The sequence below is a fragment of the Terriglobia bacterium genome (assembly GCA_020072565.1).
Taxonomy (GTDB): Bacteria; Acidobacteriota; UBA6911; order UBA6911; family UBA6911; genus JAFNAG01.
Map to the genome: position 1 here is coordinate 36,497 of JAIQGI010000032.1, position 25,174 is coordinate 61,670.

At 60.2% G+C, this 25,174-nt stretch carries 22 protein-coding genes; 10 read left to right on the top strand and 12 right to left on the bottom strand.

Translation table 11 applies throughout. The features are described 5' to 3' along the window. The first annotated feature begins 129 nt into the window (after positions 1-129). Positions 130-1,209 (top strand): protein kinase, encoded by a 1,080-nt coding sequence (locus tag LAP85_18895; GenBank protein MBZ5498472.1) that lies wholly within the window; start codon positions 130-132, stop codon positions 1,207-1,209. Between the two features lie 102 nt (positions 1,210-1,311). Here the strand turns inward: LAP85_18895 and LAP85_18900 are convergent, their stop codons facing one another. The 3 genes from LAP85_18900 to LAP85_18910 all read right to left on the bottom strand — a co-directional run bounded on the left by LAP85_18900 (position 1,312) and on the right by LAP85_18910 (position 4,459). Then, entirely contained in the window at positions 1,312-2,748 is a 1,437-nt protein-coding gene (locus LAP85_18900) for an amidohydrolase (GenBank protein ID MBZ5498473.1), read from the bottom strand. A gap of 527 nt (positions 2,749-3,275) precedes the next feature. Next, positions 3,276-4,106, bottom strand: coding sequence for an arsenite methyltransferase (locus tag LAP85_18905; protein MBZ5498474.1), 831 nt, complete (start codon positions 4,104-4,106; stop codon positions 3,276-3,278). A gap of 8 nt (positions 4,107-4,114) precedes the next feature. Next, a complete protein-coding gene (locus LAP85_18910; GenBank protein ID MBZ5498475.1) occupies positions 4,115-4,459 on the bottom strand; it encodes a metalloregulator ArsR/SmtB family transcription factor in 345 nt (114 codons plus the stop codon). A gap of 281 nt (positions 4,460-4,740) precedes the next feature. Here LAP85_18910 and LAP85_18915 point away from each other — a divergent pair, with 281 nt between their 5' ends. Both LAP85_18915 and LAP85_18920 read left to right on the top strand, forming a co-directional pair. Further along, entirely contained in the window at positions 4,741-6,273 is a 1,533-nt protein-coding gene (locus LAP85_18915) for a TldD/PmbA family protein (GenBank protein MBZ5498476.1), read from the top strand. Positions 6,274-6,304: 31 nt separating this feature from the next. Further along, the gene (locus LAP85_18920) at positions 6,305-7,639 is read left to right on the top strand and encodes a TldD/PmbA family protein (protein MBZ5498477.1); all 1,335 of its coding nucleotides are present in this window, start codon (positions 6,305-6,307) and stop codon (positions 7,637-7,639) included. Between the two features lie 557 nt (positions 7,640-8,196). Here LAP85_18920 and LAP85_18925 read toward each other — a convergent pair. The 3 genes from LAP85_18925 to LAP85_18935 all read right to left on the bottom strand — a co-directional run bounded on the left by LAP85_18925 (position 8,197) and on the right by LAP85_18935 (position 10,322). Beyond that, positions 8,197-8,757, bottom strand: a complete 561-nt coding sequence (locus LAP85_18925) for a NifU N-terminal domain-containing protein (protein MBZ5498478.1) — start codon at positions 8,755-8,757, stop codon at positions 8,197-8,199. A gap of 164 nt (positions 8,758-8,921) precedes the next feature. Next, complete coding sequence (locus LAP85_18930) at positions 8,922-9,317, bottom strand: DUF2914 domain-containing protein (GenBank protein MBZ5498479.1); 396 nt, start codon at positions 9,315-9,317, stop codon at positions 8,922-8,924. Between the two features lie 126 nt (positions 9,318-9,443). Next, positions 9,444-10,322: a hypothetical protein gene (locus tag LAP85_18935; protein ID MBZ5498480.1), complete on the bottom strand. Its 879-nt coding sequence runs from the start codon at positions 10,320-10,322 to the stop codon at positions 9,444-9,446. 83 nt (positions 10,323-10,405) lie between these two features. Between LAP85_18935 and nth the strand changes: the two genes are divergently transcribed. Further along, positions 10,406-11,068 (top strand): endonuclease III, encoded by a 663-nt coding sequence (gene nth, locus LAP85_18940; GenBank protein ID MBZ5498481.1) that lies wholly within the window; start codon positions 10,406-10,408, stop codon positions 11,066-11,068. A 234-nt stretch (positions 11,069-11,302) separates the two neighbouring features. Here the strand turns inward: nth and LAP85_18945 are convergent, their stop codons facing one another. From LAP85_18945 to LAP85_18960, 4 genes are all read right to left on the bottom strand, one after another. Next, positions 11,303-11,413: a DinB family protein gene (locus LAP85_18945; protein MBZ5498482.1), complete on the bottom strand. Its 111-nt coding sequence runs from the start codon at positions 11,411-11,413 to the stop codon at positions 11,303-11,305. A gap of 74 nt (positions 11,414-11,487) precedes the next feature. Continuing rightward, a complete protein-coding gene (locus LAP85_18950; GenBank protein ID MBZ5498483.1) occupies positions 11,488-12,378 on the bottom strand; it encodes an isoaspartyl peptidase/L-asparaginase in 891 nt (296 codons plus the stop codon). 113 nt (positions 12,379-12,491) lie between these two features. Then, a complete protein-coding gene (gene lysC, locus LAP85_18955; GenBank protein ID MBZ5498484.1) occupies positions 12,492-13,865 on the bottom strand; it encodes a lysine-sensitive aspartokinase 3 in 1,374 nt (457 codons plus the stop codon). A gap of 216 nt (positions 13,866-14,081) precedes the next feature. Continuing rightward, on the bottom strand, positions 14,082-16,331 hold the full coding sequence (locus LAP85_18960; protein MBZ5498485.1) for a M28 family peptidase: 2,250 nt from the start codon (positions 16,329-16,331) through the stop codon (positions 14,082-14,084). Positions 16,332-16,733: 402 nt separating this feature from the next. Here LAP85_18960 and LAP85_18965 point away from each other — a divergent pair, with 402 nt between their 5' ends. The 4 genes from LAP85_18965 to dgt all read left to right on the top strand — a co-directional run bounded on the left by LAP85_18965 (position 16,734) and on the right by dgt (position 21,405). Beyond that, positions 16,734-17,897, top strand: coding sequence for a hypothetical protein (locus tag LAP85_18965; GenBank protein MBZ5498486.1), 1,164 nt, complete (start codon positions 16,734-16,736; stop codon positions 17,895-17,897). Between the two features lie 206 nt (positions 17,898-18,103). Then, positions 18,104-18,883: a bifunctional hydroxymethylpyrimidine kinase/phosphomethylpyrimidine kinase gene (gene thiD, locus LAP85_18970; protein ID MBZ5498487.1), complete on the top strand. Its 780-nt coding sequence runs from the start codon at positions 18,104-18,106 to the stop codon at positions 18,881-18,883. 203 nt (positions 18,884-19,086) lie between these two features. After that, positions 19,087-19,932 carry an LOG family protein gene (locus tag LAP85_18975; GenBank protein ID MBZ5498488.1) on the top strand — a complete coding sequence of 282 codons (846 nt, stop codon included), beginning with the start codon at positions 19,087-19,089 and terminating at the stop codon, positions 19,930-19,932. A gap of 132 nt (positions 19,933-20,064) precedes the next feature. Beyond that, positions 20,065-21,405 carry a dNTP triphosphohydrolase gene (gene dgt, locus LAP85_18980; protein MBZ5498489.1) on the top strand — a complete coding sequence of 447 codons (1,341 nt, stop codon included), beginning with the start codon at positions 20,065-20,067 and terminating at the stop codon, positions 21,403-21,405. A 252-nt stretch (positions 21,406-21,657) separates the two neighbouring features. On the opposite strand, the gene LAP85_18985 is transcribed toward dgt, so the two are convergent. Then, complete coding sequence (locus tag LAP85_18985) at positions 21,658-22,035, bottom strand: hypothetical protein (protein ID MBZ5498490.1); 378 nt, start codon at positions 22,033-22,035, stop codon at positions 21,658-21,660. 197 nt (positions 22,036-22,232) lie between these two features. Between LAP85_18985 and arfB the strand changes: the two genes are divergently transcribed. Further along, complete coding sequence (arfB, locus tag LAP85_18990) at positions 22,233-22,667, top strand: aminoacyl-tRNA hydrolase (GenBank protein MBZ5498491.1); 435 nt, start codon at positions 22,233-22,235, stop codon at positions 22,665-22,667. Positions 22,668-22,800: 133 nt separating this feature from the next. Beyond that, the gene (locus tag LAP85_18995) at positions 22,801-23,916 is read left to right on the top strand and encodes an aminotransferase class V-fold PLP-dependent enzyme (protein ID MBZ5498492.1); all 1,116 of its coding nucleotides are present in this window, start codon (positions 22,801-22,803) and stop codon (positions 23,914-23,916) included. 77 nt (positions 23,917-23,993) lie between these two features. Here the strand turns inward: LAP85_18995 and LAP85_19000 are convergent, their stop codons facing one another. Beyond that, positions 23,994-25,034 carry a tetratricopeptide repeat protein gene (locus LAP85_19000; protein MBZ5498493.1) on the bottom strand — a complete coding sequence of 347 codons (1,041 nt, stop codon included), beginning with the start codon at positions 25,032-25,034 and terminating at the stop codon, positions 23,994-23,996. Positions 25,035-25,174: the final 140 nt, after the last annotated feature.

Genomic DNA, 25,174 nt, shown 5'->3' on the forward strand with positions numbered 1-25,174 from the left:
CGCCAGAACTCTACTGGATGCCCCACGGCACTTCCAGTTTCATCAAAGGGCCGTAGTACTGGCAGCCCCCAGCACGTCTTGGTTCCCATTGCTCCCGTTCGTCTACCACGCGAGCAGGAGGCACGGGCTGTGGCGGCTCTCAACCACCCTAATATCCTCGCGATCCACGACGTCGGCACCCACGAGGCCGCTCCCTACATGGTCACCGAATTGCTGGAAGGCGAGTCGCTGCGGGAGCGCCTGGGCAGCGGCGCGCTGCCGGTCCGCAAGGCCATAGAGACGGCGGTTCAGATCGCCCAGGGCCTGGCGGCGGCACACGATAAGGGCATCATCCATCGCGACCTCAAACCGGGCAACGTCTTCCTCACAAAGGACGGTCATGTCAAGATCCTGGATTTAGGCCTTGCCAAGCTGGCGGCACCGAGAAACACGGACGAACTCTCAAGAGCCACCACGGAAACAGAGGCGACGCAAGCGGGCACGGTGCTCGGTACCGTTGGGTACATGTCGCCCGAGCAAATGCGGGGACAAACGGCGGACCATCGCAGCGACGTTTTCTCGTTCGGGTGCGTGCTGTATGAGACCAGCGGCTATGCCAGCGACGTACGCGTCTCCCCCAAGGGAGACTTGGTGGCTTTCGCAGACCATCCCGCGCTCGGTGACAATGGCGGCACCATCGCCGTCGTGGATTCTTCAGGCCGCAAGCGCACGCTTTCCACACCACAGGTGCAAATCCTCGGCCTCGCCTGGGCTCCGTCGGGGAAAGAGGTCTGGTTCAGCGGGTCCAAGGTCGGTGCCGCCGCTCCACTGAAATCGGTGGACCTTTCGCGCCACGAACGTGTCGTGGCGCGTGTTCCGGGACGCATCGTCATCCACGATATTGCCAATGATGGACACGCACTGCTGAGCCACAAGAATGACCGCATCGTTGCGATGGCCTTCGGGCCCGGAGAACCGCAGCAGATCACGCAAGATTCGATCGACCACGCTGACGCTCACTTCCTTCCGGAGGGCAAAGGAGTTGTGTTCACCGGCATCGAGCCCGGTCACAAGCCGCGCATTTACACGCAGGCGATTGGTGCCGGCGGCCCGCGCGCTATCTCGCCGGAAGGGGTCCGCGGCATGGTCCCCACGGCGGACGGCAAGTACTATGCATACGCCTTCAGCCGCACACTGAGCGAGCTGTATGCGGTGGACGGCTTGCGGTGAAGAAGTGAGCAAGTGCTGCGGGTCATGAGCGTCGGCAGAGACTATCAGGCTGGAGCCATAGCCGCATAACTTTCACGGCGGCGTGTTCCTTTCCTGTGATCTCTACTTGCGATAGTCGAGCGGCGGCTTGCGATCGCCGATGACGGGCTTGTAAGAAATGTTGCCCTTGCGCTGCTCGAATTCAGCGCGCGCTCTCTGAACGTGGGCCGGGTCGCTGAACAGGTCGACGCCAGTCAGTGCCATCGTCTTGGCTGCCAGCATCATTCCGTTGATCCCGATCGTCATGCCGTCACATGCGGTCGCCTGCCAGGTGTGCGCGGAAGTGCCGGGCACCCAGGTCGCCGTTGTGAGTCCGATCGTGGGCACATTCCAACTCACGTCGCCCAGGTCTGTAGATGCCGGGGTGATGTTCGTGCTCTGAGGCTGAATCTTTTCCTCCGATCCCAGCGGCAGCACTGGACCAAGCATTGTCCTCTGCAGCGCCTCCGCGAACGCCCGCTCCTCGTTCGTGTATTTGATGCCGCCCAGCCGCTGGAGGTTTTTATTTTGCAGGCCCGCCAGATAAGCATTCGGCAGGATGTTGTAGTCGCCGCCCAAGATCTCCAGATCCATTGTGGTGCCGGTCCCGAGCGCTGCCCCCTTGGCGGCGTCGGTAATCCGCTGCCAGATTCCATTGAGCACCTGCATGTCGGGATGCCGTGCTACGTAATAGACCTCGGCAAAGTCAGGGACGACATTCGGCGCCGCGCCGCCATTGGTAATGATGTAATGAATGCGCGTTTCCTGCGGAACATGCTCACGCATCAGATTGATCATCATGTCCATGGCCTCTGCGGCATCGAGCGCCGAGCGCCCCTTGTCGGGTGCGGCCGCGGCATGGGCCGCAACGCCGTGAAACCTGAATTTGGCGCTGATGTTCGCGAGGTTGCTCCCTGTACTTGCCTGATTGGTGTCGCCCGGGTGCCAGGAGATCACTACGTCCACGTCCCGGAAAAGGCCGGCCCGGACCATGTATACCTTGCCTTCACCTCCCTCTTCTGCGGGCGTTCCATAATAGCGCACAGTACCCTCGCGATGGACGGATGCCAGCCAGTCCTTCACCGCGACGGCTGCAGCCATCGCAGCAGTGCCGAGCAGGTTATGTCCGCAGCCGTGTCCCGGGGCGCCTGCTAAGACAGGCTTCTTCTCGGGTACGGCCTCTTGCGAGAGTCCCGGCAGAGCGTCGTACTCGCCGACGAATGCGATGACCGGCCTGCCACTGCCATAGCTCGCCACAAACGCGGTTGGAATGTCGGCAACGCCCTTCTGGACTGAGAATCCAGCCGCCGCCAACCTGGCTTCGAGCAACGCGCTGCTCTTCACTTCCTGGTAGCCGGTTTCGGCAAACTTCCAGATTTGAAGCGCGACATCGGCGTAGGCTTGGTGCTGCGCTTCAATGCCTTCGACGACTTGCGTCCCCGCATCCGGCCGTTGCGCGGTTGCGCCAAAAGCAATCAATAACGATGCAAGCAGGAAGAATGCGACTCGTTTTGTTTTCATCTCTCCTCGCGCCCGAAATGAGGTTGGATGTTACCTTGCTTTTCTGCGGTGGGGAAAGCATACCACTGCTAAGACAACGCACCAATTGAGTTCGGCATATAGACAGGATCTCGCCGACGGGATTCTGTCGCCCGATCTCTGCTTTCCGCTTGAAATCAGGAAGCAATGGGGCACAGCGGATGTCCCTTGGCGGATCGAGCGTCGAGGTGATCCGACTGTTTTATTTTTGCCGCCAAAGTATGCGGATGCCTTTGATATTCGTTCTGGCCACCTCGGCAGCGGGGGCTTGATGGACGTGTGGTTTTAAAAAGGAATCGGCATAGTCAGCGAGCGGTATCTGCACCAGGGCACTTATGAAGCGTGGACTAAGGTGCTTAAGGCTTTCATTAAGGTACGGCAAATCAAGAACTGAACATGGCCACTCCAGATTATCTTGGATTCAAGGGAAAGCACGGCTCTGGCACGATCGTGCTTTGCGCCCGCGGACGCGTCGTACGCCGATGCTCCTGGTTCTGGATCCGTCCGCCTCACCTTCCCGTGGCCGGCTTGGTGGCGCGGATGAACGCGCTCAGGAATTTCCCGTCTACCTGCGGCCCGATGGCATCCACGTCGATGCCTTTGTCAAGGAGGAACGAGAGGGCGTCCTTGGTCCGATAGATGCGGGTAGGCACGATGTCGATCTGCTCGAAGCCCGCGGCGGCCAGCTTGGTCCGGTACTCGTTCTCTTCCAGGGCCCCGGCTACGCATCCCACCCACAACAGGACGCTTTTGCGTATCGCCGGGAGCATTTCGCCCCTGGTGACCACGTCGGATACCGCGAAGCGGCCGCCAGGCTTCAATACCCGAAACGCCTCCGCCAGAACCCGGTCCTTGTTGGCCGAAAGGTTGATGACACAGTTCGAGATGATCACGTCGACCGAATTATCCGGGAGTGGGATGTTTTCAATTTCGCCCTTCAGAAACTCCACGTTGGCCACTCCGGCTTTGCGTTTGTTCTCCTCCGCAAGAGCCAGCATTTCGTCGGTCATGTCCAGACCGTAGGCCTTCCCCGCCGGACCGACACGTTTCGCGGACAGCAGAACGTCGATGCCGCCACCCGATCCCAAGTCGAGCACCACGTCGCCCGGTTTCAGTTCCGCCAGCGCGGTGGGGTTGCCGCAACCAAGGGATGAGAGCACGGCGGTATCCGGCAAGTGCTCTACCTGGTTGGGATCATACAGATTGCTCGTGATCGGATCGGCACAACGCTGTTCCGCCGGAGCCGCTCCGCAACACCCACCCTTGCTGCCGCTGATGACTTTGAGGGCTGCTTGCCCATATTTTTCTCTCACCACTTTTTTGACGTCTTCGGTACTCATGAGTCCTCCTACCTGCTGATATGGATGATTTTTTCGGGCTCGATTGCTTTCGAGCGCGTACAGCATTCGGCATAAAGAAAGCGCAACAGCTCCTGCAGAGTCTCCGTGTTGGCAGTGTAACGCAAAAACGTGCCTTCCCGTTTTACTGCGATCAGGTCCTCGTTCTTCAGCTTCTCAAGATGGTGGGACAGGTTGGAAGGCGCGATCCCCAGCTCCTCCTGAATCTCTCCCACGACCATGCCTTCCGGGTGCGCCGCCAGCAGCACCCGCACGATCCGGAGCCGCGACTCGGTCCCCATGGCGGCGAGCATGTCGGCGTAGCGCGCGATCAGTTCAGACTCTTCTCTTGCCATCGGTATCACTCCAGTACCCGGTCCATTATTCTATAATTCAAATATAATTGAAATATAGAATTTGTCAACCCCCAGCAGGGGGAAACGAAGTGGGCGCCGGGGGCCCGACGGCGCCCTGAAAGCGGCGAATTTGGAGTAGCCGGCAATATCCGGGCAACGTCTGACCGATGCTGACATCCCGGGTCGCGTCTGGCAGCCGCGACCCACAGGGGCGCCGAAGGAAATTGCGGGTCTGCCAAGAGTCGATCTATACTGGCCGTCATTGAAAAGCAGGAGGAGCTATGAGACCGATGCAATATTTCGTTGCAGATATGCCCCGCAGGGAATTCCTCCAGGCCAGCTTCAAGGGAGGCATCGCCCTGGCGGCAACCCCCACCCTGATGACGAATCTGCTGTCCGCCATGGAATCCACGGCCGGCGGTGCGAAGCCGGCCCCGGATCCCCAGATGCTGAACCGCGTCATCCAGGCAGCGCTTCAGAAGGGGGGCGAGTTTGCGGAAGTGTACGTAGAGAACAGGATCTCGAGAGACATCCTGATGGAAGAGTCCAAAGTAAAGCAGGCAGTCTTCGGCATCAGCCAGGGGGCGGGCGTGCGCGTCATCTCGGGCGACAAGACTGGATACGCCTACACAGACGAAATCAGTGAAGACAAGCTGAAGAGGGCTGCCGAGGTAGCCTCTTATGTCGCACAGGGATCGAAAGCGTCCAACCCTGTAAACGTCCGCAGGGCCGGCAGGGCGTCCTTTATCACGGTGAAAGTCCCTCTCGAAAACGTTGCCGACGCCAGGCGCATTGAAGTCATGAAGCGGGCCGACCAAGCCGCGCTCTCCTACGACCCGCGCATCAAGATGGCATCGATCTCCTATTACGACGAAGTCCGGGGCCGGACCATTGCCAACAGCGAAGGTCTGCTGCTCAGCGACGAACTGCCTCTGCTCTTTTTCATCGTGCAGACTCTCGGCGTGGGCAACAACACCCGACACATGGGCCGTGAGCGCCTCAGCATGCACGCCGGCTTCGAGATGTTCGACCAGGTCACTCCAGAGGAGGTGGCGCGCAGGTGCGCCCGCGAATCGATCGCGATGCTCTCGGCGGAAGACTGCCCCGCGGGGAAAATGGACATCGTCATGCAGAACGGATGGGGCGGAGTGCTGGTGCACGAAGCGGTGGGGCATCCCCTGGAAGCCGACAACATCGCGAAGCAGGTCGGCACTTTCACCGGCAAGATGGGGCAGAAGGTGGCCAGTGATATCTTTACGATGGTCGACGATGGTTCTCTGGCCAATTCGCGGGGCACGACCAATTTTGATGATGAAGGCACTCCGATGAAGCGCAACGTGCTCATCGAGAAGGGGGTGCTCAAGTCATTCATGACGGACATTCTTTCGGCCAGGCAGCTGAAAATGGAACGTACAGGTAACGGCCGGCGCGAGAGCTTCCGCTTCCCCCCTATCCCGCGCATGACCAATACCTTCATCGATAATGGAAAAGACAAGCCGGAGGACATCCTCGCATCGACCAGCAAGGGCATTTACGTACAGAGCCTGAGCGGCGGGAGCGTCAATCCCACGACGGGCATGTTCAATTTTACCTGCCGCGAATCCTATCTGATCGAGAATGGGAAGAAGACCAGACCCGTCAAGGGAGCGACCCTGATCGGCAGCTGCACGGACATCATCTCGAACATCGACGCCGTGGGAAACGACCTGGATCATGGCCCCGGCATCTGCGGAAAGGGGCAGAATGCCGAAGTGAACGCAGGCCAGCCCACGGTGCGCATTCGCAGCATCAACGTGGGCGGATCCCGGGCATGATTGCCGGGCAATCGAGAAGGAGGAAATCATCATGGATTACAAGGCATTATCCGAACAGTTGGTACAAACCTGTTTGAAAAAGGGGGCCGACAGCGCTGAGGTGTACGTCCAGACAGGGCGCCGCCTGAGCATCGAGGTTCGCAAGGGCGAGATCGAAACCGTGCAGGAAGCCTCCTCTCAGGGGATCGGCTTCAGGATCTTTGCCAAGGGAAAGATGGCCTTCGCCAGCTGCAACGATTTCGATGCTGCCGCGACTGCCAGCGCCATTGAAAGCGCCGTCCGCTTCGCCCAACAAACGACAGCCGACCCGAACAACGTGCTCCCCGATGACAAGAGGGTTACGGCCGTGGAAGGACTCTACGATGCCAGGATCAGCCAGATTGCGATAGAAAAGAAGATCGAGCTGGCAAAGACCCTTGAAAAGCTGGCCATGAAGGACAGCCGGATCACCAAGAGCGCGGGATCCGGGTACTCTGAGTCGGAAGGGGAAATCTTCCTCGCCAACTCCAACGGTTTATCGAAGAGCTACAAGGTGTCGGGTTGTTCCTTGGGGGTCTCCGTGGTTGCGGAGAAAGGGGATCAGAAGTCGTCCGGGGATGAATCCTGCTCCCGGCGCTTCTTCGCCGATCTTAAGACGCCCGAGGAGATTGCAGCCAAGGCGGCCCGCAAGGCTTACGAGCTGCTTGATCCCCGCATGGTCAAAACCCAGAGGGCTGCGGTGGTCTTCGATCCCGATGTGGCCGGAGCCCTTCTAGGCGGAATCCTGGCAGCTGTGAATGGGGAGCGCGTGCTCCAGGGGGCCAGCTTTCTCGGAGCCAGGATGAATCAGAAGATCGCATCAGCGCTTCTGACCATCATCGACGACGGCACCCGCGCTCGAGGCCTGGCAAGCCGGCCCTTTGACGGCGAAGGGGTCCCCACGCAGAAGCGCACCATTGTGGACCTGGGAGTGTTGAAAGCGTTCATGTACAACACCACCACCGCGCGCAGGGCAGGTGTGCAGACCACCGGCAACGCCTCCAGAGGAGGCTTTACCAGCGTGCCGGGCATCGGACCCCACAATTTTTACGCCGCAGCCGGGGCCAGTTCCCGCAAAGACATCATCGCCTCGACCCAGAAGGGACTGCTGCTGACCGAGGTCACCGGATATGGGATCAATCCCGTGAACGGAGATTTCAGCGGCGGCGCTTCCGGCTTCTGGATCGAAGGAGGCAAAATTGCCTTCCCTGTCAAAGGACTCACGATCGCTGGCAGAGCGGACGAGATGCTGAACGGCATCGATATGATGGGGGACGATCTTGACTTGAACCGCGGTATGACAGCTCCCACGTTCCGTGTTCGGGAGATGCAGATCGGCGGCGAATAGCAGGAAAGCGGCGTCAGGATGAAATCAGTAGACCAGCTCTATTGGTCCTGCCATGAATGGCGCTTAGATAAGTAATCAAAGCGCGACCCTGAAAGGGTCGGCCAGAAAAGCCCAGGGCGCGAGCCCTTAAGCGCTAAGATAGGAATGATTTTGCCAATAAACGTGGACTTGGACCTAAACCTGGACGTAGACGTGGACCCTTTGAGCGGAGACAAACTCTTGCACGCCGAGCCTTTATCAGGCTACGGGTCGCTTCTTATCGCTTGCGGCGCAGCAGAGCGTCAAGGTCCACGTCCAAGTCCAGGTCGGGAAAGTGGGTTAAGTTAGCGCTTATGGGCGCGAGCCCTGGGAACAGAGGAACAAATCACAGCAAGCCCTGTAAGCGCGACCCTGAAAGGGTCGGCCAGAATAGCCCAGGGCGCGAGCCCTGGGATAGGACGCAAATGATGGATGAGCCCTGTAAGGGCGATGCAGAAACTCCTGCAATGCCCCGATTACAAGGACCTTGCATCGCCCTTACAGGGCTCTCTTTGTTAACGGCTCCGCATTCCCAGGGCTCACGCCCCGGGCTGCGGACTGCGGACACCCCTTTCGGGGCTTAAGCCCTTGCTCCTGGTACGCCCAAGACGATGCCAATCGCCCCCATTTAAGCGCCATTCGGGCCTGCAATCTTGTTCTACTTCAGCAGAGCTCAGATATCGAGAGGACTGATTCTGACTCCTGAATCCCATTTTTTTCGGATGGATGTGCGCGGTAATGATTTCCCTGGCGGCGGGCCTGATTTCCTCCCAATGCGCTTTGGGCGCTTTTTGAAGCACCACCATCGTTTTATCAATCGTCACTTCAATGACCCCGGGTATATTGAATAACTTCTTCGCCAGCTCGTCCGCCGGTGGGATTTCCTGCCGGGTGTGATATTTATGGGCAGTTTCCGAGAGTTTGGATCCCAAATAAAAATAGCAGGAGTTGGCCGTCGAAGAGGTTACTTCATCCAGTATACCGGATGGATCGATTTCCTTGGGAGGCACCTTGTCCTTATCTCTAAATCCCTTTAAAACAAACGCACCCAGGACTAACAGCCCTCCGATGAAAACCATAAAAAAGAGCAGATTCTTCACCTCATAACTATTCAGCGCCCTCCGCGTGTTAGACATCCTCCTCCTTCAAAAATGCTGAGGCCTGCCGTCCCCACCAGCCGCGGGCTGACGGGGCAAACCTCACAGCCCATCCCGGAATATAGCCTTTTCGAGCCCCCACTTACAAACACGTTGGGGAATCGCTTTTATTTCACCTTGAAACTCATTTCTTTCAGGGTGTTGCCCTTGGAATCCGCAATCGTAATGGTCCAATCTCCCGCAAGGTACGCGGTCATATACCACCACGTGCGCCAGGGACTGCCGCCGATAGCCAATTCACTGGTATAGGTGTGATCCCCGCTCTTCCAGGTGGCCTTCAAGGACTCGCCCGCAGCGCCTGTTACCTTCAACCACAGATAGACCTTGTCGTTGACGGAGAACTCAGTGGTTTCGTCGGTGATCTCGCGGTCCTTTACATCCTTTCCGAGCTTCGCTCCCACGATCTGAATCCCCGTTGCCTGCCCGGGTTTCACGCGGACAGAAGCGTCCATCAAATAAGGAATCAGAAAGAGCACAGCAAGACTCAAGAGAGTTCGTTTCATGGCATTCCCATCCCTTTCTATCAGGATTCCGCACTGATCCCGTTGCCTGCGCGTCATCGCGTCAAACGAACTTCGCCGCAATAGAAACATCTTCTCGCAGATCTCCTGCAGGTTCAATGGTCGAAATCAGCGGCGCTGGTCGCGAAACCGGACCGGGTCAACGGTCAGATCGGCTAGACGAATTGCATCCACGGCGGAAAGGTCACGGATTGGCGTCAAGATTGTCGCTGTCCCAGCCGTCGCGTCGGTTTTCGTGACGATGCCCAGGGCGAGCGTAAAACCGTTTGCGTCCTCGAATGCCAGGAGTTGATTGGGCCCGGGAGGGGCATCTGGGAAAACAGCGAAATCTCTCAGGCTGAACCCCCGCAAACTCGCCCCGGCGAAGTGCTCCGCGAAACGGCGCACGCGATAGCGCCTGCGTGTGAGCATGTTGCGGGGGCGCAACGCCGGCGAGGGATCGAGTTCCACGATGCGCGTGCGCGCGCTCTTTCGCAGAGGCGCCAGCAGCGGCTCCAGCTCTTGGGTGCACCGGATCGCGATCAGGGTCTCGGGGCGCAGCAGATCGATCTTCGCCAGCTTGAGCTCCACCGCCCCAACGCCGGGATCGATCAGGCCCGTCGTGTCATAAACGATCGTCGCGATCCGCCTGCTCCGGGCGACTTCAACCAGGCGCGCGACGCCTGTCAGCAGCGGCAGCATGTGGTGACGGGGAGTGGTCGATCCGACAAAACGCCGCCAGCGGCGACCGCGGCCGGGAAAGTGTGTCGTCCCCCGCGCTATCGTGAGTGTCACCGTAGACGGAGGTCCCAGAGCACTCTGCCCCGGATCTCCGTCCAGGAATGCGACCGGAGCGAAAGACTGCTGCAACAGTTGTTCAAAGAGCCAGTGCGCGAGGGTGCTCTTTCCGGTGTCGGAAGCGCCCACAAACATCACCAGCCCGCGCAGCGGCGCGCGGGTGATCTGCTCCCACTCACGAGAAACGACAATCTGATCCTCAGCCGGCATGCTTCCTCACTATCATGGTATCGTAGTAGAATCGAAGTGAGAACGTAACCGTCGGCACCTGCCACCCATGGAAAGGCGGAATCATGCCGGTCGAATCATTGGCCAAACGCAAGGGGCGAACCGCTGAAATCATCGCAATCCTCGAAAAGACTTATCCTGATGCGCGCATCGCCTTGAACTTCAGCAATCCCCTGGAACTGCTGGTGGCGACGATCCTGTCGGCTCAATGCACGGACAAGCGTGTCAACCTGGTCACCGGGCACCTGTTCAAGAAATATCGCGCCGCTGCCGACTACGCCGCCGCAGATCCGAAGGTGTTCGAGGAGGAGATTCGGTCGACTGGATTCTACCGCAACAAGACAAAGTCGGTGCTGGGTGCAGCAGCCCGGATCGCCAAAGACTTTGGGGGCAAGGTGCCCGACAACATGGAGCAGTTGCTCACGCTTTCGGGCGTAGCCCGCAAGACGGCCAATGTGGTTCTCAGCGGCGCCTTCGGCAAGAACGAAGGCATCGTCGTCGACACCCACGTGACTCGAGTCGCCCAGCGGCTCAAGCTGACCAGGCACAGGGATAATGCCGGCGACAGGATCGAAAATGATCTCATGGAATTGGCACCGCGCAAGAACTGGACGGATCTCGGCAACATGCTCATCTGGCACGGGCGCCTGATCTGCGCGGCACGGCGCCCGAAGTGCGCCGAATGCAAGATCAACAAGCTCTGCCCCTCGGCTTTTAAAATACGCTGAGAACAGAAACCACAAAATACACGGCGCGGAATACCCGCAACCCAAATCCTCAACAGAGGTCGCAGAGACCGCAGAGGATTTTCGCCTCTGTTACTTTTCTCCGCGACCTCTGCGCCCTCTGCGATGATCTTTCGCTTTTCTTGCCTAAATGGCAAGAATCTGCAGGGAAGTAGTACGAAACCGGTCCTGCGTGATTCGTGCGTTGCGCGGTTTATCGGGGGCAGTTTCTCTGGCTCAGAATCCGCGTTCGTCGGCGGAAGGACCATAGATCATGGGAACAGGCACATCCTTGAGCCGGATGTAAACGCTGAGCTGTCCGCGGTGGTGAATTATGTGATTGAGCAGGTGTGAAGGCTAATCCCTGGATTTTGGATTTGAGATTTCAATCCAAAATCCAAAATCCGCAATCCAAAATCTTTTTATTCCATGCGGCCGCCGCGCCGCGCGGTGGCCATGAAAGGGGTGTCCCATAGTGTGATCAGGGTACCGTCGGCGTCGACAGCAATCAATCCGGCGGAGGCGGTGGCCAGCGTTTCGATCTCCGCCATTGTGGCCCTTCCCGCAGCATCAAGCGACTTGCCGTCGGCGACCAGGTCGCACAGCCGCTTGGCTGAAAGCAGCACCATGATGCGCTCGCCGACGCCCGTCAGGGAAACAGCCGCTTTCGTCGTGCAATAGGTTCCCGCCCCGATGATCGGAGAGTCCCCCACGCGGCCCGGGTAACACTGTCCAGTGCCGCCGGTAGAGGTTCCGGCCGCAAGATCGCCGTGCCCATCGAGCGCTACGCAACCGACAGTCCCGAGACGCGGATGACCGTTCTTCCAGTCTTTGCCCATCCGCTCATAGTCGAGCTGCAGGCACGCGTCGGTCATGTGCTGCTGCCAGTAGGCGATTTTCTGGGGTGTAGCCACAACGCCCGATTCATGGCCGAGCTTCAATCCGAGTTGAGTGGCTTCGATTCCGCAGAGCATCACATGGGCATCACACTGCAGAAGGTAACGCGCCAGCCGGATTGGATTCTTAAGACCGGGCACCTGGGCCACCGCGCCCGCCCGGCCGTCGCTCGCCATGATGCTCGCATCCATCCGGGCCACGCCGTCGGCCTGGAGGTAGCTGCCTGTGCCGGCATTCAGCACCGGCTCATCCTCGAGCCGACGGATGGCAACGTCGACGGCGTCGACCGCGGTTCCGCCCGCCTCCAACACCTTCCACCCCTCTTCAGCCGAGCGTTCGCATGCCGCCTCACGAACCAATTCTTCTTCTGCAGAGACCGCGGCACAGCCGCCGTGCACAATCAATGCCTTCTTCATCCAGACCTCCCGAGCTGGAAGCTTATAGGCCGGCAAGCCAAAATGCCAAGGGAAATGAGTGATGAGCGATGGATCAGATCCCTTCTTCTCTATGATTTATCACCTATGACTCATCACTCCGGACCTGATTCGAAAAAGGCCTGATGAAGCCGGCAAACCACGTCGTTTACCACTGCTTCATCGGTTACGAAGGTGAGGTTGATGCGCGACGCTCCCTGCGAGATCAGCGACACGTTGACGTCCGCGATGGTGCTGAACAGCCGCCCGGCAACACCGGGCGTTGCCCGCAGTCCCTCACCCACAATGCAGATCACGGCGCGATGACACTCGACTTCTACGGCACCCAGGGGCTGCAGGTCCCGCAGAATTTCCGGGAGGGCGCTGTCGTCGTCCAGCGAGAGCGAGACGCTCACCTCCGAGGTCGTGACAATGTCGATCACGGTGAGGTGGCGGTCGAAGACTTCGAACAGGGCCCGCAGAAAACCGTAAGCGCCGAGCATGCGGCCGGATGTGATCAGCACCGTGGTAATCCCGGTCTTGTGGGCGATCGATTTCACCGCGCCCGGAGACATCTCGCTTTCCGAGCAGATGAGGGTTCCCGCTTCTTGCGGAGCGTGGGAGTTGCAGATCAGGAACGGGATACCCTTTGCCACGGCTGGATGGATGGTCTTTGGGTGGAGGACCTTGGCGCCGAAATATGCCAGCTCCGCGGCCTCCGCATAGGAGAGGCGCGGGATCGTCCTGGCGGCCGGCACCACCCGCGGATCGGCCGTGAGGACTCCGCTCACGTCCGTCCATATCTGGATTTCGCGCGCGTCGAGTGCCGCGCCGATCAGGGCGGCGCTATAGTCCGAGCCGCCGCGCCCCAGGGTCGTGGTCATGCCCGCCTCCGTGGCGCCGATGAATCCGCCCAGCACGGGGATCCGACCGGCTGCCAGAAGCGGTTCAATCCGGCTCCGGGTCCTGTACTCGGTCTGATCCATGAGGGGCGTGGCGCGGCCGTAATCCTCGTCGGTGACGATGCATGCGCGCGCATCGACGAGCTCGGCCTCCAGGCCCTGCGCGCGCAGAACCGCCGCCAGCAGGCAGGACGACATCCGTTCCCCGTAGGAAACGACCTTGTCCTGAAGCTCCGCCGCAGGCGCGGCGCCGCTCGCGGCGGACTGGAGCAGCCGCGCGACCGCGTCGCGCGCTTCCGTCAGGAATCTCTCCATCGCGGGCGCTTCCTTGCCAAGCAGGTCTTCCTTTACCGCTGCGTGCCGTTGGAATTGGGCATCGAGCGCAGCCATCGCCCCGGCTGCATCGCCGGCTGCTGCCGTCTGGAAGCCCGCCAGCAGCGCATCCGTCATCCGGCTCATGGCCGAAACAACCACGACCGGCATGGCTTCGCGGCGCGCCGCCACGATTTCAGCCACGCGCCGAAACGCCGACGCGTCCTTGACCGACGTGCCGCCGAATTTGAGTACGGTAGGTCCGTTCAATTCCAATAGAAATTCCTCGTGGGTCGCGGCTGCCAGACCCGACCCCCAGCTGGACAGTCACTCCTATTCCGACCATAGATAGAAAGCTTAGCCACGAAGAACCCCAACGGCACGAATCGAATTCCTGCGAGCCGGTTCGTGCGGTTGGGGTTCTTCCTGGCTGAGCTATTCCTGCTGTGTCTTAATCACGGGGCGCCGTCTGGCAGCCGGCGCCCACTGCGATCACCACGTGATCAGTCCTACTGCCCGCAACTGCTCCAGGTAGTTCAGGATGTCCTGCAGGTCATTCACAGACTGAGTCTGGGGCTGAGTCTGGCCCTGAGCCAGGGACGGTCCCTGGGGCTGAGCCTGGGCGTCGAGCAGGTACTTGATGTCGAGCGCGCTGTGCTGGCCGTTGATCAGCAGCTGCAGCTCGCCTGTGTTGCTCAGCCTTCCCTTCAATGGATACTTCGTGCGTGCGGCCGCCGCGATCTCGCGGATCTTGATCTCCTCCGGAGTCGCGTTTGCCGGCGCTGCACCGCCGGAGGGGAAGGCAGCCCCACCGCCGGCGGGGAAATAATACCGGTAGCCATAGTTGCCCTGGATCAGCTCCTTCACCCTGGCCGTGGGTTTCGGAATGATCTTTGCAGCCTGCTTCTCGAGGTCGGTTAGCTGGAGCGCGATGGGCGCAGCGTTGAGCTTCTTCGCCACGGCCTTCATATGAGTATCGAGCGCGGCGAGGTGGGCCTTGCCGATGTCATCGATCGACTTCTGCATCGCGGCCACGTAGTCGCCGACCGCCTTCTTGTCCGCGGCCAGCTGGTTAACAGTCGCCAGCGTGTCCTTTTCATTGATCACCGCGCCCAGAATATCGGCGCGCCCGGACTTGTACGCATCCGCGAACGTTTCCGGGGCAGCGCGGTTCAGCGCTTCCAGCCCACGCACCAGCTGGTGACCCAGGCGGCCCGTGCCGTTGCTGGTGATTTCGCCGGCGATCTTCATCGCCATGTTGTCGTCGGCGCCGGCGATCGTGTAGGCGGCCGCGGCCCCGATAATCGCGACCCGCCGCAACTGGGTCGGATCGGACTTGTCCACATGGTCGCCCGAGGTGTGGTACCAGCGGTCGGGCCACGCGATCATCATGATGCCCGGCACGCCCATGCCCCAGTCGTTGAACACCGTGTGGTCGGAGGAGCCATAGTAGGTTTCGATGCTATAGATGAACGGCTCATCGGCTCCGGTCGGCGCCACGATGCGGCGCGCCTGCGGGGTAAAGTTGCCGCGGTTCTGGATGTGCTCGCGGTTGGACTCGCCCACGTACCGGTAGTAGTTCTCCATCACGTCGTTGATATAGTGCGGATTGCCGTAGGTGGTGCGCATCAGGCAGAAGAAGGACTGGTTCTTGCTCAGCCACTCTCCGACCATGTCCAGGTTGATGTTGCACAGGGTCCGGTTCATGACCTCCCTGTGATCGCGAGCCCACGCGCCGGTGCCCGACATCTCCGGGCCTATGAGGAAGCGGATGGTGCGCTTCGGGCGCGGGATGCGGTTTTCGTTGATCAGCGTGTTCAGCACGCGGGCGATTTCCATGATTGTGGCGCAGCCCGAGATGTCGTCGTTGCCCCCCTGCTTCACATAGCCCTCGTACAGGTGCGCGGTGAAGATGACCTCGTTGCCGTTCGGCTCCGTGCCGGGAATATAGGCGACCACGTTCTGCATGTCCGTCGGCACGGTCTCGGAAGCGACCTGCGCGCGCACCTTGATTCTTTGTCCCGCGAGAAGGCGTTGTTTCAGGTAGGAGCCGTCGCGGGGCGCGATCTGAAAGCCGAACTTCACGGTACTGGTGGTTCCGGCGCCCCCGCCTCTGCCGCCGCCTCTGCCGCCTCCGATCGAGGCCCAGTTGAGCTGGAGCGGATCGAAGAAGGGACGGCTGTTGCCGATCCCGATCACGCCCACGGCGCCCGTGGCCGACAAGCCCCCCATGGAGCCCTCCGTGACGGCGATCTTGTCCTTCAAGTCTTTGCCCTGGAGTTCTTGCGCCCTTCCCGAGCCGACCCAGACGAGCTCCGCGGTGACATCCGAAGTCTGGCTCCCCTGCGCCAGCATCGCGGTCGCATCGCGATACGATGCCAGCTTGTCATGTCCGGGCTCGACTTCCCACAACTCGCCCTTGATGCCGTTCCAGGCAGTTCCGCCGGGGTAGCGCGCGACCTCTGCGCCGGGAATGCCGTATTCCTTGAACTTATCCAGGAAGAATTTGGTCTCATGGAACATCGACGAAGGTCCATACTCGGACGCGGGGCGGACCTTGTCATAGCCGCCCGTCTCCATGATTGCCTTCCATGCGTTCTCACCGGAGGATTCCCCGATGATCTCGTCCATGACGCTCGACGCCAGGAAAGTCCACTGCAGCCACGGCGTCATCTGTGCCACGGCAATGGCGCCGACGGATAGAACCGCCGCCAGAAAGAGCAGAACCGTTCGCTTTGCCATACATATCTCCTCATGACATCTGTGAAGGGGCTGTGTTATGAATGACCTGTTTGGGACGGCCCAGTTTATCCGAATTTCCCGTCAAATGCGATCGGGACCTCGAGAAATGGGAAAACAAGTCGGTGTGATTTTGTCGTCATTCCGGCCCGAACGGCCGGCAATAAATAGGCCCGGCCGTAAGGCCGGGATAGGGATTGCAGAGAGATGGAGCGCCGAAGGTGCAGCACTGTTGATATTTCAGGTGCCGCGCCTTTGGCGCTCGAACTTTTATCCGGCATCCAATCCCGGCCTTACGGCCGGGCCTCAAACCATTTTTCAAGACACCCCCAATCCTTGTCGCACGCCCGCAATGATCTTTCGCTTGCGGCACTATTTTTGACGCTCTGTATGAAGGAGGCGGTGATGGTTGTGAAGGAAGAGTTGAGCGGCGAACAGCTGGCGGCGCTGATCGAGAGAGTTTTTCGCCTGCGGCCCTCGGATCGCGCGTTGGCGGTCCTGGTTGACTTGCCCGATCGTGCTCGCGGCGACACGGCCGAGTGGCGGGAGCGCCGGGAAATGGCGGAGCAATGGGTGCGCCGGCTTGTTCCCTGCCGGCAGCGGCTCGGTCTCGAGGTTCATCTCTACCTGTACCGCAACGTGAGAACCAACAACGCCGATCTCCCGCGCGGTGCGTGGCTGCACAGCGGCGGTCCGCTGCCGCGAACTGCGGAAGAGCTCGACGCGTTGGCCGAGGAGCCGTTTCCCGACATCTTTCGGGCGCACAGCATTCTGATGGCCATTACGGAGCTCTCTGCTACTGCGCCGCTCAAACTGATGGCCAGGACCTTTGCCTTCCGTGCCGCCACCATGCCCGGCTTTTCACCCGCGATGATTCCCTCGCTGCGCCTCGATTATGAAGAGATCAACAGCAGGGTGATGAAGCTCAAGGAGATGCTCGACCGCGCCGAGGGAGCCGATCTGGCCTTCCAGGTGGAACGCGGCCCGGAGTACACGCTCTTCCTTGATCTGCGTCACCGGCCTGCACACGCTTCGGGTGGGCTGCTCCATGAACCCGGTACGGCCGGTAACCTCCCCTCCGGCGAGGCCTACATCGTTCCCTACGAAGGCGAAATCGCAGGAACGCCCAGTGCTTCAGCCGGCCGGCTTCCGGTGCAGTTCGGCAATGAAGTGGTCATCTACGAGATTGAACGGAACAGCGCCGTGCGGGTCACCGGTTCGGGCGCCGCCGCACGCCGCGAGGCGGAGCACATCGCGCGCGAGCCCGCCTACGGCAACATCGCCGAACTGGGGCTCGGGGTGCTCTCGGACTTCGGAGTCAAGCCCTGCGGCTCGCTCCTGCTCGATGAGAAACTCGGCCTTCACATCGCCTTCGGCCGCAGCGATCATTTCGGGGGACGCGTGGGCGCAGCCCAATTCTCCCGTCCGGAGGAAGTGGTGCACATCGATCGCGTCTATCTGCCGTCCGTGCAGCCGATGGTGCACGTGCGCCGAGTAGATCTGCGCGGGCCGGGGACTGAGATCCCCTTGATGCGTGACAATCGCTTTGTCGTCGATTTCGCGCGCTAAAGCCACGAAATCCGCGAAAAACGCGAAAGGGCCTTCGAACTATTTACCTTCAGGCCCTTGCCATTCAGGCAAGAAAAGCAAAAGATCAACGCAGGGGCCGCGGAGAAGAGTCCTGCTGAAGCGAAAATCCCCTGCGGCCTCTGCGTTGAGGCTTTAGGTTGCGCCTATGCCGCACCCTGTGTTTCGTGGCTCAGGAGACGAGTCGCATGATTCCGGTTGCATTGACAATTGCGGGTTCCGATCCTTCCGGCGGCGCCGGCATCCAGGCTGATATCAAGACGTTCCATCAGCTCGGAGTCTACGCCACGAGTGTGTTGACTCTGGTGACGGTCCAGAACACGCAGGGCGTAAAGGCAGTCGAGCTGTTGTCTGCCGGGCTGGTTGGAGCACAGCTCGATGCTGTCCTCGAGGACATTCCGCCGCGCGCCGCGAAGACCGGAGCGCTTGGAGACGCGGATATCATTGCCGCAGTGGCCCGCCGTGCGGCCGGCTTCACGTTTCCGCTGGTCGTTGATCCGGTCATGGTCAGCAAACACGGACTGCCCCTGTTGACAGAGCGCGCGCGTGCGGTCCTGGCCGCGGAACTGCTCCCGCATGCCTTTCTGGTCACTCCCAACCTGCACGAAGCCGGCGTGCTCGCGGGCATGCCCGTCCACGACCTCGAAACCATGGAAGAAGCTGCGCATCGCATCGCAGCGCTTGGGGCAGCTGCGGTGCTGATCAAAGGCGGGCACCTCGCCGGGGACGCCGTGGACATGCTTTACTGGAAGGGCGGGATCAGGCAGTTCGCTGCCCCACGCGTGGAGACCCGGCATACGCATGGGACCGGATGCACCTATTCGGCTGCGATCACCGCCGGACTGGCCCAGGAGCTTGCGCTCCCGCAGGCGATCGAGAGGGCAAAGAAGTTCATCACCCTGGCGATTCAGTCGCCTCCGGGCCTGGGTCAGGGATGCGGCCCGGTGAACCATCACGTGGTAGTTTGAGCCCCCCACCAACAACCACGTGCCGATTGCAGCAAGCGGCAAGGGGTCATAAGTCGGAAGAAAAAGCCGCCATCAAATCAGCGGTCGGGTGCCTCCTTCGAATTTGCGCGCAGGATTTTCTTTATTCCAATCCCTGACCCCTGACTCCTGACTTCTGGTATTCTTATCTACTTGGTGAAATGAGGAGACATCGGGAGATCATGATGGATGATGAGTCAACAGCGCCCAGGGAACACAAACTGCAGAAGGCCTACCAGAACCTGCGTTTTCTTAAGAGCAAGGATGCAAGGCTGATCCGGATCCTCAGCGAGTATCTCGAACCCGCCAGCCGACTCAAGTGGCAGCACGTGGAGGACACGATTGTCTTTTTCGGTTCCGCCCGTGCATGCCCGCTCAAAGAGTCCCAAAATCATCTGGCTCTTCTCCGGGAGCGGGCCGCCACGGGCACCGATCCAGGCCCGGCTCTGCAGGACGAGATCCGGCACGCGGAGCAGCAGGTCAAGCTGTCGCGCTATTACGAGGACGCGCTGGTGCTCGCGCGGTTGATGACTCAGTGGGCCAGGACCCTGAACGGAGGCCTGAAGCGGCTCATGGTTTGCTCCGGGGCAGGGCCGGGGATCATGGAAGCCGCGAACCGGGGAGCCAGCCAACTCGGGGAACAGTCGATCGGGTTGTCGATCAGTCTACCCGCCGAGCAACGTGTTAACCCTTACGTCCCCCCCGAGCTGTCCTTCGAGTTCCACTACTTTTTCATGAGAAAATTCTGGTTTATCTATCTGGCCAAAGCGCTGGTCATTTTCCCGGGAGGGTTCGGGACACTGGACGAAGCCTTCGAAGTGCTGACGCTGGTTCAGACCCAGAAGACCCGCAAGCATATGCCGGTTTTGATGTACGGCTCGGAGTACTGGAACGAGGTCCTGAATTTTGATGCCATGGTTCGCTGGGGAACCGTGGCCCAAGAAGACCTGGCGCTGATTCACCGCTCCGACGATCCCCATGAGGCGTTTGAGTACCTCAAAAGCGAGTTGACCAGAATATGGAACCTGTAAGGCAGGAGTCAGAACAAAGCCTTGGTAATTGCACTCGTGCATCGAGCCAAGGGCTGTAAATCTGAATAAAATGTCTTTGAGAAAGAGCGGCGTCACGTGCTCCATTCTGACTCCTGACTCCCTTCTTCAGCTATGGACGACTTCTTACTCGAGCGGGAGTATCCGGAACCGCCGGCCTCCCCCAGGGATCATCGGCACCCCACCGAGCGGGATCGAGACCGCATCCTGCACAGTTCGGCATTCCGCCGGCTCCAGGGCAAAACCCAGGTCTTCGGCATCGGCCAGGCCGATTTCTACCGCACCCGATTGACCCACAGCATTGAAGTTGCACAACTTGCCCGGGCGATCGCCAACAACATGCTCGTAGAGGAACCTCGACTGGCACGCTGCCTGACCACGGAACTTGCCGAGGCTGTCGCCCTGGCGCACGACCTCGGGCATCCACCCTTCGGGCATGGGGGCGAAAAAACGCTGGATGCGTGCATGAGGGACGTCAGCACACGCGCGCGCCTGCGAGGCAAAGGAGCGCTGCGCTTCGAGGGCAACGCGCAGACCTTCCATGTCCTCGTAGCTGCCGAGCCTAAATCGCCGTCCTATCCGGGCCTGAACCTGACCCGCGCAACCCTGGCGGGGGTCATGAAATATCCCTACGAGCAGGACACCGGCAACGACAAGTTCATTTTCGCCTCCGATGCCGACACTGCAAGCTGGGCACTACGCAACAGCGCAGGCCTCGTGACTGCACGGCAGATCGAAAAAGGGGAGCAACCGCAGACATCGATCGCCTGCCATATTCTGGATTGGGCAGATGATTGCGCCTATTCGATTCACGATATCGAAGACGCGCTGCAGGCCCAGTTCCTCAGGCCTGGAGATCTTACGGATGTGCGATTCGCGCAGCGTGTACTGCAGCACTACCAGGAAACCCGGGAGAGCGAATCGGTCCCGCCGTTGACTCACAACGAGATCCGCGAACGTTTGCGCGCGTTGAAGCGGCGCATTCAGCCGCCTGAAAGGGGCGACGAAAGGGCCCATCGCAAGGAGGCCCTCCGGAACATCCTCAACGAGCTCATCACCGAAGTCACAGTGCGGCTGCGCCCCGGCGTAACCCGCTCCGATTATGCCTGGACTCTGGTAGTGCCCGCCGAATCCAGAATACTGTCGGCCCTGTGCAAGGCTGTCATCTGGGAAGCCGTGATTACCGATCCACGCGTCGCCGCCATGACCACCAAGGGGAAAGAAATCCTGCATGACCTCTTTTGCCTGCTGCTCGGAGAGCTTGTGGAAAAAAAGAGCCATGCCGTCTTCCCCCGCTACTACCGGCCAATCATCGAGGAGTCCATGGGCGGAGGCGAACCCGAAGCTGCGCGCGGCGTGTGCAATTTTCTGGCGCTCCTGACCGACATGGACGCGCTCCGCCTGCACGCCTTGTTGCGCGGGTCTAAGGCGTCCTCGATTTTTGACCTGCTCTAGCCCCCGATTATTCATGAGTATGCGAACAAGAGAAACCCTTGGACGCGGAAAAACGCTGACAGACGCTGGCCCTTCGGTCTTGGCCGGCGTGCAGGAGCTCCTGCCAGCGTTCATCCGCGTCCAATTTTGTTGCCTTTCACCGGCGGTGGGTTCTGTTTCACGCATAATTCAGGCTGCGCATGGTTGGACCGAAGATACAGGCTGCTCCGAAAATATTGCTGAAATGCGAAAGGTCAACCCAAAGGGCGGCGGTCAGGCGAGCAGGTCCAGGTCGCGTTGCCGGGCGGGCGGGGGATCATAGGGACAGCGCATCTTCTGCTGCGGAACGGCGGATTGCACATCCGGTGGTTTGTCGGGCGCTGCGGACCCTTTCCGTACGCGGCTCCTCTGCCTGCCCGATTCGGACGTTTCCGGCAGCCGCTGGAGTGAGTCATCCGTTGAGGCGGCCGGTTGCGTGCGCATGAGCGGATTGTCCGGCAGTTCCGCAGGGCTTCTGACCTTGGGCACAGCGTCCGCGCCCTCCGGCAACTGGCCCGTGGGACGCTTCATCGACTGGCCGGCGGAAGCAGATGGGCGCGCCAGGCCGTGCTGAGACGGTGCGTTGACAGCGTCACTGATGTTTAACGACATGGGTCCTTAGATGCGACCGCCCGGACCTGTGACCGCGGCGGGCTGGAGCCGAGGGGCCAGCGCTTCGGTGGGACATCCGACTTATCGACGGTTTCCCGCTGCAACATTATGAAATAATGTCGATTGACGGTCGACGGTTGACGAATGAAGATTGACAGGTGATTTCTTCGCCAATCGCCTTTGCTATTGGGGGAACAATGCCGGATTCGATCTTTGTAGAAGGAGGGGTGCTGGTTCCAGGTGAGGCGCTCGAGGTACGGGCTGTGCGCGCTTCCGGCCCGGGCGGGCAGAACGTCAACAAAGTCGCCACCAAAGTCGAAATCCACGTGGATCTCGCTCGCATCCAGGGCATGGGGGCCGAAAGCCGCCAGCGATTGCTGCGCCTGGTGGCAAAGCGACTTGACCGCGAAGGCAGGCTCCTGATCACGAGCCAGCGAACGCGGGATCAGCAGAGAAATCTGGAGGATGCCCGGCGCAAGGTTCACGATTGGATCGCCCAGGCGCTGGTGAAGCCGATAAGGCGGATCCCGACGCAACCGAAGCCGGTGAGCCGCGATCGGCGCCTCGAAGAGAAGAAGCGCCACGCTGCGCGCAAGGCAAGCCGGCAACCGCCCCCTCGGGAAATCGAGTGATGAGTCATGGACGACGAGTGCCGATTGGCGATGAGCGCCGGCACTCCAATCATGGCTCGTAACTCGTTCTTCGGTACTCCTGATTCATCGCTCGAGGTCTGTGCTATTATCCGCGCGGGAGGTCAACGGACTCATGACGAAATCATTTCATCCACCACAGAGGATTCTGCTCGGCCCCGGCCCGAGCAATGTGGAACCGCGTATCCTGCAGGCCATGATGGCGCCTTTGCTTGGCCATATGGATCCCTTGTATTTCGAATGCATGGACGAGATCCAGTCGCTGCTGCGTGCCGTGTTCGAAACCGGGAACCGGCTTACCTTCGCGATCGCGGGAACCGGCGGCGCCGGCATGGAAGCCTGCCTGGCCAATCTCATTGAGGAAGGCGAGGAAGTGGTCGTCTGTGTCAACGGCTTCTTCGGTCAGCGCATGGCCGAACTGGCGGAGCGCTGGGGCGCCAAAGTCGCGCGGGTTGAGGCGGATTGGGGGCGTCCGCTGGACATGCAGAAGGTACGGGAAACGTTTGCAAAGTCGAGCGCCCGCATCCTGACGATGGTGCACGCGGAAACCTCGACCGGCATGCGCAATCCCATCGAACAATTGCAGTCGTTGCGCGATGTGCGCGATGCCGTCTTTATCGTCGATTCGGTGACCTCACTCGGCGCCCATCCGGTCGGCATCGACCGGAATGGCATCGACGCCAGCTATTCCTGCAGCCAGAAAGGAATCGGTGCTCCCCCGGGACTGGCGCCGGTGACGTTCTCTGAGCGCGCGCTGGAGAAGATCCGCGCGCGCAGGAAACCGCCCCAGACGTGGTATCTCGATGTGAAGCTGCTCGACAAATACTGGAGTTCGGAGCGGGTGTACCACCACACCGCACCGGCGTTGATGAACTATGCGTTGCGCGAGGCCCTTGCGATCATCCTCGAGGAAGGTCTGGTATGCTGCTGGCAGCGACATGAGCGCAACAGCAGGGCCTTCGTGGCCGGCATTGAAAGCATGGGCCTGGACATGCTGGTTGCGCCCGAACACAGGTTGTGGTCTCTGAACACAGTCAAGATTCCACCGGGGGTTGATGATGCGCGCGTGCGCTCCCGCCTGCTCAATCAGCACAACATCGAGATCGGCAGCGGTTTCGGCGCACTGAAGGGGAAAATCTGGCGCGTGGGCCTGATGGGATCAAACAGCACGGAAAACACCGTCCTGCTGCTGCTCTCCGCCCTCCGAAGCGTCCTCACGCATGAGTCATGAGTGTCGAATTGCGTCTGACCGAGGAATAATGGAGTATCAAATCAGGCCTTGAAGATTCATCACTCATCACTCTTTCGTTATCTACGGATTGGCTGTTCCGTGATGATCAAGCCTTCGGCCAGTTCCATGAGCGTTTGCTTTACCCTTGGGGCATCGGGCGCATTGGGGTGAAGCTCCAGATAGCCGCGCAGATACCCCATCGCCTCGACAAACGACCTTTCCCCCATCGCGATATGAGCAAGGAACAAATGCGGAGAATTCGCGAAGGCCGGATCGAGAGCCAGCACACGCTTGAAATACTTCTTGGCCTCACCATATTCATGCAGGTAATAGTGGCTCAATCCGAGCTGTGAGTTGGCAATGGCGTCATCCGGGCCCAGGCTCAGGGCCTTGCGGTTAGCCTCCACCGCTCCCTTGAACCTTCCCGTCGCCAGGAGGCTGCCGCCCAGATTCATCCAGCCCACGTAGAAGTCAGGGCTCAGCTCTGTAACCTTGGTGAAGCTTTGGATGGACTGCGCGAAGTCGCCCTTTCGATGGTAATGGGCCCCCAGGTTGTTCCATGCGTCGGCGTAAGCGGGATAGATCTCGATCGCCCGCTTGAGACGGCGCATCACCTCCTCCTCGTCACCCTCAAGCTGAGCTTTTTCAGAGCGTTGCAGTTGCTGGAGTGCTTCTTTGGGAACCGTCAGGTTGTGCACGCTCACCTGATATTGACCGGGCACCTGGGCCGCGGACTTGGGCACTCGGATCTCTTTGGCAATTGCCAGCGATCGCTGATTGGGGGCGGGAGTCAAATCGACGGACTCACAGCTTCTGCGGCCTCCCCTGCCCGATAAGTAGATTCTGTAGATGCCCGGCACCAGATCCTTGAAGTGAACGGTGTCTCCGACCATGCGCAAAACCTGTCGCAACGGCGCGCCCGCAGCGTTGCGCAACTCAACGAGCCAGAGCCCCCGCGTATGCTCATCGGGATTCCCTAAGATTTTGCATTTCAACTCGATAGCTGGTGCCGAGCGTGCCGCCGGCTGCATTTGTGCAGCACCCCAAGCCCCACCGAAGAGCACAATGGACAGGATCAAACCGATCACGACGCGCGGGCGCACCAATACCTTAGACACAGGCTACTTCTCCCTGGCCAGTCAGCGCAAGGCTTCGTTACAGGCAGGCTGTGGTGCGATGCGGACTGACACCCTGATTCCAGGCACATTCCCAGGTGAGGCACTGTTGGATCGCGTTTGAGGTAAACAGTGTCCAGGCA